The following is a 13,269-nucleotide window of genomic DNA, read 5'->3' on the forward strand; positions in this document are numbered from 1 at the left end:
AGGCTGTTGTCCGGGAATGGATGGCCACCGTTGCCACGGCGCCAGATCATAAAGCGTTTCTCAGGGTTTGCAGGTACGCAACCTGACGGGTGAATTCGCTGCTGGACAGGCGCTGCTCCGGGCGCGGACGCAATGCCTGGCCGATGCTGCTGGTGGACTGACGCGTCATGCGCGCCAGCGTTTGCCATTGTTCGGTGACGGCCAGGGTTTCAAAGCCGGGATGCCGTTGCCGGGCGCGACGCAGGATGTCCTGCTGCAGGGCGCGCAACCCGGCGTGCTGACCTTCGCGGCGGAGCATGAAGTCGGCGCTTGCGCGCAGGTGTTCGCCGAGCTGACGACGGCCGCGCGACAGGATGGGCAGCATCGGGCCATGGCGCATGCCTGCATGCCACAGCGTTGCCATCAGGCACAGCGCCAGAGCGAGCAGGGCCTGTGGGAAGTATTTCCAGAGCAAGCCGAAGAGGTTGTCATGCTCAGTGCGCAGCACCATCGTGACGGCGCTGTCCTGGCTCAGGTACCAGAGCAGCCAGGCATTGTCGTATTCGCCGATGGCATGGGTTTTCCAGAGATCAGCGTCGGTGACGACAGTGATCAATCCAGAGCCGTAGACCATTTGCAGCAGGTGCGTGGCGTCGGCGCTGTTGGCCCATGACCGTGCATGATCCTCGGGGTCATCCAGATGGAAGGCCGGGTCGAAGCTCATGTACGCGGGGTCGTTTTCGTTTTGCACGAACAGCCGGGTCAACTCGGGCCACGGCGTTTCGGGGCCTTGAATGTCCGGCGTGTTCAGCGGGATGACCGGTTTGAGCTGTTCGCGCTGCCGTTCGCGGTCCTGCTCCAGCAGGTCCTGGGTAAGAAATTGATGGATCTGCAATTGATCCAGCAGCAGGTCGCCGCTGCTCCCCTTGGAGGGGTCCCACAACCGTTCGGCAACAAACAGAAGGCGGCCGCCTGACCGAACCCAGGCCAGCAAGCGCTTGACCTCTGACGGCGTCATCTTCTCGCGAAAATCCAGCAGCATGAGCGTTTGTGGCTGCTCCTGGATGTCAGGGAGGGTGGCGAGGGTTTCGGCTGTCTTCACCTGAATGTTGCGCTGACGCAGGAACGTCTGAGCGGCAAGGTAAGGGTTCGCCATCGCCTCGGGAGAAGGGCCCTGGTCGACGGTTTCCTGATAACGCTCAAGCCGCTTCAGCACAGGCACACTGGCGATGACAATGCATGCCAGCATCAGCGCGGCGACCAGCCCGATGACCCAGCGCCGGCTCATGCCCCTGCTCCCGGCGCGAACAACTTCCGCCAGCCTGAACACAGCGTCTGTCGTGCCTGATCCGGCGGCAGCTGATGTCCGTAGGCGAGATTCTGCCAGTGGCGCGTCAGCTCATGGCTGAAGTCATCGAGGGATGACTGCTTGAGCTCCGCGATACGCGCCAGTATCTGGCCCTCGGTGTCCGCGCTTTTCAGCGGCAACCCGTAATCGGTCAACAGGCGGCTCAGCAGCGCGCGGTAAAGCAGACTCAACGCGTCGCGCGGTGACTGCTGCCACAGCCTCTCCGCTGCATCGGCGACATCCGTCGGCAGGGTTTCAGCACGGACTTGCAAACCAAAGAGCTGGTGAGGGATGTCTTGCGGTGCGGCTGCCTTGGGTGGGCTTTTACCGACGAAGGTGGCGAACCAGGCGCGATACCGCCAGATCACCCACACGACTATGAGGCCCAGGAGCGTCCATAACAGTGCCCCGAAAACAGCCGACAGGGTTTTGCCCGCGTTGAGCAGGCCGACGACCAGGCGCGCCAGCCAGCTCGGTGTCTCGGCTGACTGGGCATCCTGCCTGGCATCGTGCCTGGGCGGAGCGACGCGCCACCCGGACACCGGTTTGGGATTCTTGAACGGCGGTTGTTCAAGCACAGCATGGATGGCGTTCTGTGACGCCTGGCTGGTCAGCGTCTGATTGAGCAGACGAGGTGAATCGGGCGGTGCCACGTTTTCGTCAGTCTGCGGGTTGTCCAGCGGCGGCAGCGGGCAGCTGTAGCCCGACTCGCTGGGGATTTCGTCTGCCACGGACGAGTCTGTCATCGACGCGTAAGACGCCGACTCTGCCATGGATGAAGACGGTAGCAACGTCAGCGCGAGGACGCCGCCCAGTAAAAACGTCAGTGCGCTGCCGAGCACGCGCTGACGCAGCTTGCGGAAACCCAGTTCGATGTCCCACGCCTCCAATGCGGTCCGGCGATTGAGGTACAGCGCAAACCCGCACGACACATACACCGGCCCCCAGACAATCAGGACCAAGGCGTAAAACCCGTTGGTCAGATGCTCCAGCCAGTTCCACTCACCCTCTACGTCGAGCAGGCTGCGCCAGGACCAGTCGGCTTCGATCTGCGGCGGAATCATGGCGTAGAACAGCACCATCAGGCCGATCCAGAAGGTCATTTCAAGGGTGCTGCCCAGCGCGGTCAGCAGACGCGCCGCCCGGGAATCCTTCTGGCCAAGCACGTTAATCCGCTGCGCACGCGCCAACCCGTCGAGCCCCTCCAGTTGCTGTACCGGCTGATAGAAGCTGCGGCTAAGGCTCAGACGCCGCCAGGTCAAGCTCGCTATCAACTGCGGTTTGAGTGCGGACGCATAGCTTTTCAGCGCCTGACTGAGCGAAGGTGCCGAGTCGAACAGCGCCTGGGACAGAATCAGAAGCGGCAACCGTTCGTAGGCTGGCTTCAGCCACCAGAACACGAGCACAGCCACTGACGGGTAATCCCACAGCAGCAGGGTCAGCAGCGCGAAGATCGGCAAGGTGACGATGGCCCAGCTGGTCATCAGCAAGGCGCGGTGCCGTTGCGCCAGGAGAACGCCCAGGTCGATGGCCTCCCAGGGCGTACGTGGACGTATGACAACGCTGGTGTCAGTCAGGCGCATGGGGCGTCCGTCCAGCGAGAGTCAGGTAGGCGCCGACCAGCAGCCACAAAGCAGCGCCCACCCCGTATTTGGCCGCCGCTGGCGGCCAGCTCATCGACGACCAGTACGCTTCAATAAATGCAGCGATGAGCAGGAACATCATGACCCCGCCAACCAGTCGCACGCTGATCCGGGCGGCGCGGCGAAGCGCCTCGCCTCGCCGCAGGCTACCGGGAGCGACCAGCGCCCATCCGAGTTTCAGCCCCGCCGCACCCGCCAGCATGATGCCGTTCAGCTCGAAGGCGCTGTGCCCGACCACGAACGGCCAGAAGGTTTCGCCCATGCCTGCGTCAGTGAGATGGCCTGCAACCGCGCCAATCATCAGCCCGTTGAAGAACAGAAAAAACAGACTGCCGACGCCGAAGAACAGGCCGCTGGCGAAGGTCTGGAAAGCAATGCCGACGTTGTGCATCACGTAGTAACCGAACATCAGCCAGTCAGTACTCGACGCGCGCTCGGCTGTCTGCCCGATGCGCCGTGCAGCGGGCTCGTACATCGCGTGCATTTGGGCAACATCGGCCGGGCTGACGACGCTGTACACCAGATCCGGATAGCCGTAGACCAGCAGCGCCATGAGCGTCAGGCTTCCGAAAAACAGCAGGCCGGCAAGGCCGACCCATCGCCATTCGGCACGCACCAGCCGCGGAAAGTCCGCCAGCACAAAGCTCAGCAACTGCGCAGTGAACCGGCTTCGGTGGCGATACAACTGCTGGTGGCCGCGCATCGCAAGCTGTTGCAGTTGTTCGACCAGATAACGGGCGTAGCCACGGTCAATCGCTAGCGCCAGGTGTTGGCAGATCCGACGGTATTCGCGGCTGAAGCCCGCGCCGGATTCGCTTTTGCCGCGACTCCCTTCCAGCGCCTCAAGGCGCGTCGCAAAACGCTGCCAGTCTTCTGCGTGACGTTGTTCGAACAGGCTCTGTTTCATGATGAACCGGCCAGGCTGCGGGCAATGCCATTCAATTGCTGGACCGGAGAGTGCGGATCTGGCGAGGTAGCCAGCTGCAACGGCTGCGTGACGATTGCGGCGAGCTCCTGAGCCCTCGCCGGAGAAAGTGTGCCGTGTCGCTCGGCAAAGGCTTGCAGGGTGCGCTGCTCCTCCAGCGAGAGGGGCAGCGGCGGATTGATCGCAGTGGCTTCAGCCAGTGGCGGTCGTTGCGGGGGTAGATCTCGATAGATGACCAGCGTGCCGGCCGCCAGATCCCCAAGTCGTTTGAACAGCGGGTGCTGCAAACAGGTGAACCCGCCAACGCAGTAGCCAAAGGGCAACATGTCGACGAAACGCAGCAGGTTGCGCAGCACTGAAGCCGACCAGCCGATCGGCGTGCCGTCATCGTGAATGACCCGCAGCCCCATGATCTGTTTGCCCGGAGTGCGGCCCTGATGCAGCACCTCGAAAAGCACCATGTAACCCCAGGTCCCGAGAAACAGCGCGAGCATGAACAGTCCGGTGCCGAAGTCGCCCAGTGTTCCCAGCACAAAAAACAGCGCACCCAGCAATACACCACGAATCGCCAGGTCGATGCCGAAAGCAATTGAGCGGGACATTAAACCGGCGGGGCGCAGGATGAGGTCTATGCCCTCGGGCGTTTCCATGCGAACACGGGTGTCCAGCAGGGCAAGCGGTGCAGCACATCCGGGCTCTGCATGGGAAAGGGACATAAGAAAAGGTACGCCGGTGAAAGAGGTTTGATGCTAGCCACGCCTGAGTGGGTAAGCAACAGGATGATTCTGGACAATGTGTGAGAAGAGTCCTGTTACAACTTGCTGGCCATCGACAGCCGCCACTTTCGCACGAACTGTGTCGCAGTATCCCGGGCCATGGGGTGTCTTCGCTGGCGTCAGACGGGCAAGGGCATCTGTTAAACTCGGCCGGTCTTTTGTTCAGGATCAGCCCGTGACTTCCAGCATCTTCTGGTACGACTACGAAACCACCGGGATCAATCCACGCAACGACCGGCCGCTGCAAGTGGCGGGCATTCGTACGGACGATCAGCTCAACGAGATCGGCGAGCCGATCAACCTCTATTGCCAGCCCGGCGATGACATTCTGCCCCATCCGGCGGCGTGTCTGGTGACAGGCATCACGCCTGACCGGCTCGCGGAAAAGGGGTTGTGTGAAGCGGATTTCATGACGCGATTGCACGCCGAGATGTCTCTTCCCGGTACCTGCAGCGCGGGTTACAACACGTTGCGTTTTGACGATGAGATGACCCGCTACAGTTTTTACCGAAACTTCTTCGATCCCTACGCCCGCGAATGGCAGAGCGGTAATAGCCGTTGGGATCTGATCGATGTGGTGCGCACGGCTTATGCATTGCGTCCGGAGGGCATTGTCTGGCCGCAGGAAGAGGGCCGGGTGACGCTGAAACTCGAGCGGCTGACGGCGGCAAACGGGATCGATCATGGCCATGCCCACGACGCGCTCTCCGATGTCCGCGCAACCATCGCTCTGGCGCGGCTGGTGCGCGATAAACAACCCAAACTTTACGATTATCTTTTTGAATTGCGCTTCAAGCACAAGGTGCAGGATCAGATTCGATTGATGCAGCCGCTTGTGCATATATCGGGTCGGTTTTCCGCGGCGCGAAGTTATGTGAGCGTTGTACTCCCGCTGGCCTGGCATCCGGTCAACCGAAATGCATTGATTGTCTGTGACCTGTTCCACGACCACAGCCCGTTGCTGGATGAAGACGGCGAGACCTTGCGTCAGCGTCTATATACCCGTCGCGAAGATCTGCTCGAAGGCCAGCTCCCCGTTCCGCTCAAATTGCTGCATGTTAATAAATGCCCGGTCATTGCCCCATTGAGCGTCCTTCGCGAGGAGGACCGTGAGCGCCTGCAACTGGACATGGGTGTTTATAAAACGCGCGTCGCTGCATTGAATGAAGGCCAGGCGATTTGGCAGGACAAGTTGAAAAGCGTGTACGCCAACGACAACTTCGCTGCCAGTGCGGATCCGGAACAGCAGTTATACGATGGCTTCATCAATGATAGGGACCGTCGACTCTGCGAGCAGGTGCGAATTGCCGAGCCGCAGCAGCTGGCTACCGATGTCTGGCCCTTCGATGATCCCCGACTGCCTGAGTTATTATTCCGCTATCGCGCCCGCAACTTTGCCGAAACCCTGAGTGTTGACGAACAACAACGCTGGTTGGCGTTTTGTCAGTTGCGCCTGAGCGACCCTCAGGCCGGCGCGCCCATTACGCTCAAGGCATTCAGCCGTGCGCTGGTCGAGCTCTCACTGAAGGCCACGCCCGAGCAACTCAAGGTGCTCGCCCAATGGCAGGAATACTCTCTGGTATTGAAACAGCGTCTGGGGCTTTAAGCGAAGACGGGTAAATGGCAGGCAATAAAAAACGCCAGCATTGCTGGCGTCTTTTTGGGTCGAACATCTCTGCGCGACGGCTGACTCAAAGCTCGGGAATTAACCCAGCAGAGTTGCCCAGCCTTCAACCTCGTCGCCGCCCCACTTGGCTTTCCACTCTTTCAGCGTCTTGTGGTTGCCGCCTTTGGTTTCGATGATTTCACCGTTGTGCGGGTTCTTGTATTGCTTGACCTTGCGAGCGCGCTTGGTGCCGACCGGCTTTACAGCAGCGCCACGTGGCGCCTTCATTTTGGACTCTGGGTCCAGCAGCGCGATGATGTCACGCAGGGATTTCTGATATTCGCCCATCAACGTGCGCAGTTTGCCTTCAAACTCAAGTTCTTTCTGCAGTTTGTCGTCTTGTTGCAGATTTTGCAGGCGGGCTTGCAGTTCTTTGATGGCTTCTTCTGTTGCGCGGTATTCGTTGATCAGTGACATGGGGGTTACCTATGTTGTGATGGGCATGATGCGATGGGCGCATAATAATCAGAGTGTTTGCGCAAGTAAACATTTAAGAAAAGTTTTATCCGTAGCATTTTGAAATAGCCTCGGACATACCGTCGATTTACATTCAAACGTCGCGTTAAAGAACGCCAATGGTCCCGGAGTTTTGAGTGATGTATCTGGCGTCGTGTTTCCGTCGCCGATGAACCGGTCCGGCACTTACGTGTTACTCCTCGCAGGGTGCGCTTTTTTGCCGCCTGAAATGAGCGGCAGACGGGTACTGCACAGTCCTCAGGTAATCGCTAGAATGGCGGCCTTTGCGAAGTTCTGGAGTTTTTCACATGCGCACTTTTCGTCTGGTGATTGCTTGCCCGGACCGTGTCGGTATCGTTGCCAAGGTCAGTAACTTTCTGGCGTCGTACAACGGCTGGATTACCGAAGCGAGCCATCACTCTGACAACCTCAGCGGCTGGTTTTTCATGCGCCATGAAATGCGCGCCGATACCCTGCCTTTCGACCTCGAAGGTTTCCGCGAGGCCTTTGCGCCCATCGCCGAAGAGTTTTCGATGGACTGGCGCATTACCGATTCCGCGCAGAAAAAGCGCGTCGTACTCATGGCAAGCCGGGAATCCCATTGTCTGGCCGACCTGTTGCACCGCTGGCACAGTGATGAACTGGACTGCGAGATCGCCTGCGTGATTTCCAATCACCAGGACCTGCGCAGCATGGTCGAATGGCACAACATTCCTTATTACCACGTGCCGGTTGATCCGAAAGACAAAGAGCCAGCTTTCGCCGAAGTCTCGCGTCTGGTCAAACACCACGAAGCCGACGTTGTTGTGCTGGCGCGTTACATGCAGATCCTGCCGCCGCAACTGTGCCGGGAATACGCGCACCAGGTCATCAACATTCACCACAGCTTCCTGCCTTCGTTTGTTGGCGCCAAGCCGTATCACCAGGCGTCACTGCGCGGCGTGAAACTGATCGGCGCTACTTGCCACTATGTCACCGAAGAACTGGACGCCGGCCCGATCATCGAGCAGGACGTGGTGCGCGTCAGCCATCGCGACAGCATCGAGAACATGGTGCGTTTCGGTCGCGACGTGGAAAAGATGGTGCTCGCTCGCGGCCTGCGCGCGCACCTGGAAGACCGCGTGCTGGTGCATGACAACAAGACAGTGGTCTTTGATTAAGCAGTGATGAAGCAGCTTCGGTGTGCCGCTGAAATCCAGCGGCACACTGCAATGCGTTTGTGTCCGGACCACCAGGCGTCTATGGCAAGAAAGGCGGAATCAACATGACCGACCCCCTCGACAAAGCCACCTCCAAAGCCCCGCCGACCCTTGGCGAGGGATGCCTGAGCCGTTACGACGTCGACGCCATGTCGCCAGAAGACGGCACGGACTTCGAGGGCGCCGAAGCGTTATGGAAAGAACTGACGTCTGCCGAGCAGCGAGACGAATCAGACAGTCTTGATCCGCAGTAACTTGTTCAACAGGGGGCGCCCGACCATCAACAGGAACACCGGACCGCCCGCGACCAGATAGAAGTAATAGGTGACGATCCGCCAGATCAGGATCGCCGCCGCTGCCGTCGACTTGCCCACCATCGGCGCCAACAAGGCCGCCGACGTCAATTCCGCTGCTCCGGCACCGCCCGGCGACAGGCTGAACTGGCCGGCACTCAGCGACAGCATTTGCACCAGAAACGTCCACGCCCAGTCGATATTCACGCCCAACCCTTGCAGCGCCAGGTACAGCACGCTGTAACGCAAACTCCAGTGCACGCAGGTCAGCGCAAACACTTGCAGCAGTATGCGGTGGGGCATCTTCCAGGTTTCAGCCAGCGCGTCGCGAAAATGCAGCAGCTTGCGCGCCCAGCGAATACGCGTGGTGTTCTTGCGTTTCAGGCGTTTGAGCATCCGACCGTTGAACAGAATGATGCGTCGGTGATACCGCGCGAAACCGGCGCAGGCGCAAAGCCCGGCGCCGATCAGCAAGGCGCTGGCAATGAGCATCCATTCAAGGTTTTCGCTGAGCTGGTGGAACACCGCGTAAATCAGGATGCCGATCAAGGCGAGGAGAAAAAACACCAGATCCATCAGTTGGTCGGTGGCGAAGGCCGCTGTGCTTTTCGCAGGGCCAATGCCGCTGCGCGACAGCAGTGCCACCAGCGTCAACGGGGCGCCGCTGCCACCGGGCGTTGCGCAGTAAGCAAACTCGGTCGCCATTACCACAGCGAGGCTTTTGCGCATGCCGAGCCCGCTGGCGGCGTCGCCGAGTAACAGGCGCAGGCGCATCGTGTTCATGCACCAGCCCACCAGCACCATGACGAACATGCCGATCAGGAGCATTACCGGGAAATTGCGCAGGCGATGAAACATGTCCGCGCCGCCCATGAAGAACGGAATCAGCAGCGCGAGTATCAGTGCTGCTGCGAGCCAGCCAAGTCGCCTCACGCCGCGGACCTGGCAGCATTCAGCTCCTGTAACCAGGCAAATTTGCTCGTCGGCGTGCGACCGTCGTTCAGCAAGCGCTCAAGGGCTTGCAGCCAGTAACGACGGGAAAAGTCATGGCGCATGTCTACAGGGTGCAGACCCAGACGGATAGTTGCGGCGTTGTGCAATTGAGCCTCACGGTGGTTGCTGACGATTTTCGATACCCCCCGGCGCCAGGCGCTGCGAGCACTCCAGACGATGCCGGGCGCGTCGATCTCGGAAAAGTCCGGCAGACGATACAAGTGTTGGGCATCACTTGTGTAGTCCAATGGCAATTTTCGCAGAGCATTGCGCGTATCTTCGCTCATCAGCCATGCGGGGGCGACGAACCCGTGAAGCGGCCAGTCGTTGCGTCGGAACACGTCCATGCCGGCTTCGAGTCGCTGCATCGCCTGCTGCTCGTTGAGGGTGTAGAACTCGCCTTCCCAGGTGTAAATGCGCCGCATGAAAAAGTCCTGCGGCGTGCGCGGGGCAGGGCTGTCGTCGCAATGGTAGTAACCGTGCAGCGCCAGCTCATCGCCCCGTGCAAGACGGTCATGCATCAAGCGCTGGAAGCCCGGACTGGCGTCGATCGGGTCGTGCTTGTGGAAGTCCGGCACTACCAGCCAGGTGATGGGAATGTTGCCAAGCTTGTCGACCGCCTCAACGAAGGTGCGATAATCCGGCCAGGTTTGCGGGGACACGTCGTGGAGCACCAGCATCAGGCTGCGCTGCGTGATTGCGGGAATCTCAGCCATGGGCATAGACCGGCTGACGGGCGCCGAGTACTGCCTGGTAATGGCCGAGCAAGCCGGTGACTACGGCGTCCCACGCATAATGTGCCTCGACATGACGCCGTGCATCTGCGCCCCGGGATGGCGCGTTCTCGGCAAACAACTGACGCACGACTGCCGCCATGGCCATTGGTTGATTGGGTTGGCACAACAGGCCGCAATGCTCGGGGATGATTTCGCGGAACGCGCCGGCATCCACGGCGACCACCGGAATCCCACTGGCCATGGCTTCAATCACCACCAGGCCGAAGGTCTCCTGATCCCCGGCATGCACCAGCGCATCGGCGCTCGCCAGCAGACGCGCGACTTCGGCGGCAGGGCGGAATTTATCCACAACCGTCACGTTTGTCGGCACGCTGGTTGGCATATGGGAACCCACCAGCAAAAGGTGATAACCCGCGCCCAGCGCCTTCATGCAGTCGAGGAGAACGGTCAGGTTTTTCTCTTTCGAGCCTCGGCCCGCGAAGATAAGCAGGTGTGTCTCTTCTGTCAGGCCCAGCTCCGCCTTGAGACCAGAATCTCGCCGAGAGGGGTGGAACGCCTGCAGATCGACTCCCAACGGTTGCACATGAACGTTATTTACACCCAATCTGATCAGCTTGTCCGCCATCGCGGCACTCGGCGCCAGCACCCGGTCGAAGTTGCCGTAGAGCTTGCTGACGTAATTCTCGACGTTGGCGCCCAGCCAGGTGCCGATGCGATTGCGCACCAGCAGCGGCAGGTCGGAGTGGTAGAAGCCAATGACCGGCACGTCCAGTTGACGTCGGGCATCCAGTGCAGCCCAGGCCGTCAGATAGGGATCGCCGACTTCAATGAGGTCCGGCCGCAGGCTTCGCAGGGCATCTCGCCAGGGACCGACGCGCAGCGGAAACCGGTAACCGTTGCCAAAAGGCACGGGCGGCGCCGGAACCCGGTACACGCCATCCTCATGACTGCTTTGCGGACCGGGAATCAGCAGGCTGTGTCGCACGCCCGGATAAAGCGCGAGGCGACGGTGCTTGGCGTCCAGATACGTACGCACGCCACCGCTGGCAGGGGCGTAGAACATGGTCATGTCAGCGATATGCACAGGATGCCTCCGTCCATTGATCAGTCCTTCTGGTTGACCATCCACAGATACAGATGTTCGGTTGCAGATCGTCGCATCCATGCCCACGATCATGGCCATGGACGAGCACTGCGCCGCTTGCGCTAGAGTAGAAAGGTGGCCTGAGGGCTGATCAGCGGTGCGGGTCCATCCGGGCGGCTGCCGCAGTCCCCTCGGGAATATCAAATGCGACGCTTGGGTGAACGGATGCCTGACTCACGACAGATTCTTATTGGCGCTGACCTCAAGGGCCAGCCGATCGGCCAGGCGATGCGTCTGGCCAATCGTCACGGGCTGGTGGCCGGCGCGACCGGCACCGGGAAAACCGTCACGCTGCAGCGCCTGGCGGAGGCGTTCAGCGATGCGGGCGTCGCGCAAGAAACGCCGCTAGGGCACCCACAAAAAAGCCCATTCAATGAATGGGCTTTTTCAGGTCAGGCGGTGCAGTCAGGTCAGGCCAGCGCTTTTGACGCCAACCAGAACAACCCTGCCGACAGCGCGACCGTGGCGGGCAGGGTCAGCACCCATGCCAACAGAATGTTGCGAACCGTGCCGCCCTGAAGGCCGCTCTTGTTCGCCACCATGGTCCCGGCCACGCCGGACGACAGGATGTGTGTGGTCGAGACTGGCAGGCTGAACACGTTGGCCAGCGCAATGGCGCTCGCGGTGGTGATCTGCGCGGACATGCCCTGAGCGTAAGTCATGCCTTGCTTCCCGATCTTCTCGCCGATGGTCAGCACGACGCGTTTCCAACCGACCATGGTGCCGATACCCAGCGCCAGTGCAACGGCGAAGATAACCCAGAACGGTGCGTACTCAGTCGTCGCGGTCAGGTCCTTGCGCAGCTTCTCCAGATCCGATTTTTCACGGGCATCCAGGGCTGGCAGCTTGCCGACCTTGCGCGCCGTGTCGTCCAGGCACAGCAAGTAGCGACGCACTTCGATGCGACGCTCCGGTGCGAGGCTGTGGTAGTCGTTAACGCCCTTTAGGTTGCTCAACAGAGCATCGATGGTCGGCTCGGTCTGCTCAGGGTTGCAGCTGAAACGCTCAGGCAAGTCGCCCGGCGCCGATTTGCCCAGTGCCAAGTACTCGCCGAGCGTTGCGTTGTTGCGCTGGTAAAACTGGCTCAGGTGCTGGGTCGCGTCGCGTGTGCGTTCGATCTGGTAGGTCGTGGTGCTCAGGTCCAGAACGAACTGCGCCGGGACGATACCGATCAGCACCAGCATGATCAGGCCGATGCCTTTCTGACCATCGTTGGAGCCGTGCACAAAACTCACCGCCATCGCCGAAATCACCAGTACTAGGCGATTCCAGAAAGGAGGGTGTTTCTTGTCATCGAGCTTGCGGCGTTGTTCCGGGGTCTTGTGCATCTTGGACAGGGGACGCCAGGCTTTGAGCCCCAGCAATACCAGGCCTGCCACGATGAAACCGGCCAGTGGCGAGAACACCAGCGACGCGCCGATATCGATTGCTTTCTGCCAGTTGACGCCTTCACCCAACGGAATGTTGTTGATCAGCGCGTTGGCCAGGCCTACACCCAGAATCGAGCCGATCAACGTGTGGGAGCTGGACGCCGGGATACCGAAGTACCAGGTGCCGAGGTTCCAGGTGATGGCCGCAGCCAGCAGCGAGAACACCATGGCCAGACCATGACCGGTGTTGACGTTGATCAACAACTCGACCGGCAGCAGATGGACGATGGCATACGCCACGCCGACGCCACCCAGGAGCACCCCGAGAAAATTGAACACACCCGAGAAAAATACCGCCAGATGAGGCGGCATGGCCTTGGTGTAAATGACTGTCGCCACCGCATTGGCGGTGTCATGAAAGCCGTTGATGAACTCGAAGGTGAGGACAAACGCCAGGGCGAGCAACAAGCTCACAATCACCCAAGCATCCAGTCCGCTGAATAGATCGATCATGGAAGGTTTTCTGACCCGGTCTTAAGGGGGCGGGATTATGACAGAAAAAAAACTGCGCGATAGGCGCGCTGCTCACTGGTAGCAGCCTGCAACGAAATTTCTGTCCCGCCAGCCCGTTGACTTCCTGTCGTGAAGGAGAGTGCGAAACATCCCTGAACGGCAGACGAGGCTGTAAAACCTGGCTTTTAAAGCAGTTGAAACGCTTGCCGTCGGCTGATTGAGTCAGC

Annotated in this window: 12 protein-coding genes and 1 pseudogene; 4 read left to right on the forward strand and 9 right to left on the reverse strand. The window is 60.2% G+C overall.

Annotated features, from left to right (window positions below):
• Positions 1 to 46: 46 nt before the first annotated feature.
• The 4 genes from EC919_RS06600 to EC919_RS06615 are packed head-to-tail and all read right to left on the reverse strand — an operon-like array spanning position 47 to position 4,611.
• The gene (locus EC919_RS06600; RefSeq protein ID WP_133772331.1) at positions 47 to 1,267 is read right to left on the reverse strand and encodes a DUF4350 domain-containing protein; all 1,221 of its coding nucleotides are present in this window, start codon (positions 1,265 to 1,267) and stop codon (positions 47 to 49) included.
• On the reverse strand, positions 1,264 to 2,910 hold the full coding sequence (locus tag EC919_RS06605; RefSeq protein WP_133772333.1) for a DUF4129 domain-containing protein: 1,647 nt from the start codon (positions 2,908 to 2,910) through the stop codon (positions 1,264 to 1,266). The genes EC919_RS06600 and EC919_RS06605 overlap by 4 nt, the downstream gene beginning before the upstream one ends.
• Positions 2,897 to 3,877 (reverse strand): stage II sporulation protein M, encoded by a 981-nt coding sequence (locus EC919_RS06610; protein WP_133772335.1) that lies wholly within the window; start codon positions 3,875 to 3,877, stop codon positions 2,897 to 2,899. The genes EC919_RS06605 and EC919_RS06610 overlap by 14 nt, the downstream gene beginning before the upstream one ends.
• On the reverse strand, positions 3,874 to 4,611 hold the full coding sequence (locus EC919_RS06615) for an RDD family protein (RefSeq protein WP_133772337.1): 738 nt from the start codon (positions 4,609 to 4,611) through the stop codon (positions 3,874 to 3,876). Before EC919_RS06615 ends, EC919_RS06610 begins: the two co-directional genes overlap by 4 nt.
• A gap of 235 nt (positions 4,612 to 4,846) precedes the next feature.
• Between EC919_RS06615 and sbcB the strand changes: the two genes are divergently transcribed.
• Positions 4,847 to 6,277 carry an exodeoxyribonuclease I gene (gene sbcB / locus EC919_RS06620; protein WP_133772339.1) on the forward strand — a complete coding sequence of 477 codons (1,431 nt, stop codon included), beginning with the start codon at positions 4,847 to 4,849 and terminating at the stop codon, positions 6,275 to 6,277.
• 99 nt (positions 6,278 to 6,376) lie between these two features.
• Here sbcB and mvaT read toward each other — a convergent pair whose 3' ends face one another.
• Complete coding sequence (gene mvaT / locus EC919_RS06625) at positions 6,377 to 6,754, reverse strand: histone-like nucleoid-structuring protein MvaT (RefSeq protein ID WP_065992265.1); 378 nt, start codon at positions 6,752 to 6,754, stop codon at positions 6,377 to 6,379.
• A 347-nt stretch (positions 6,755 to 7,101) separates the two neighbouring features.
• Between mvaT and purU the strand changes: the two genes are divergently transcribed.
• Together purU and EC919_RS06635 are read left to right on the forward strand one after the other, a co-directional pair.
• Entirely contained in the window at positions 7,102 to 7,953 is an 852-nt protein-coding gene (gene purU / locus EC919_RS06630) for a formyltetrahydrofolate deformylase (protein WP_074884652.1), read from the forward strand.
• Between the two features lie 104 nt (positions 7,954 to 8,057).
• Entirely contained in the window at positions 8,058 to 8,246 is a 189-nt protein-coding gene (locus tag EC919_RS06635) for a hypothetical protein (protein WP_133772341.1), read from the forward strand.
• Here the strand turns inward: EC919_RS06635 and EC919_RS06640 are convergent.
• The 3 genes from EC919_RS06640 to EC919_RS06650 are packed head-to-tail and all read right to left on the reverse strand — an operon-like array spanning position 8,223 to position 11,099.
• A complete protein-coding gene (locus tag EC919_RS06640; RefSeq protein WP_133772343.1) occupies positions 8,223 to 9,218 on the reverse strand; it encodes a lysylphosphatidylglycerol synthase transmembrane domain-containing protein in 996 nt (331 codons plus the stop codon). The genes EC919_RS06635 and EC919_RS06640 overlap by 24 nt on opposite strands.
• The gene (locus EC919_RS06645; RefSeq protein ID WP_208294951.1) at positions 9,215 to 9,994 is read right to left on the reverse strand and encodes a DUF2334 domain-containing protein; all 780 of its coding nucleotides are present in this window, start codon (positions 9,992 to 9,994) and stop codon (positions 9,215 to 9,217) included. Before EC919_RS06645 ends, EC919_RS06640 begins: the two co-directional genes overlap by 4 nt.
• On the reverse strand, positions 9,987 to 11,099 hold the full coding sequence (locus EC919_RS06650) for a glycosyltransferase family 4 protein (RefSeq protein WP_432213794.1): 1,113 nt from the start codon (positions 11,097 to 11,099) through the stop codon (positions 9,987 to 9,989). Before EC919_RS06650 ends, EC919_RS06645 begins: the two co-directional genes overlap by 8 nt.
• Positions 11,100 to 11,324: 225 nt before the next feature.
• Between EC919_RS06650 and EC919_RS06655 the strand changes: the two are divergent.
• A pseudogene (locus tag EC919_RS06655) lies at positions 11,325 to 11,492 on the forward strand (helicase HerA-like domain-containing protein); the annotation flags it as partial.
• 77 nt (positions 11,493 to 11,569) lie between these two features.
• Here the strand turns inward: EC919_RS06655 and EC919_RS06660 are convergent.
• A complete protein-coding gene (locus EC919_RS06660) occupies positions 11,570 to 13,042 on the reverse strand; it encodes an inorganic phosphate transporter (protein WP_133772345.1) in 1,473 nt (490 codons plus the stop codon).
• Between the last annotated feature and the right edge of the window lie 227 nt (positions 13,043 to 13,269).

The sequence above is a fragment of the Pseudomonas graminis genome (assembly GCF_004364335.1).
Lineage (GTDB): Bacteria > Pseudomonadota > Gammaproteobacteria > Pseudomonadales > Pseudomonadaceae > Aquipseudomonas > Aquipseudomonas graminis_D.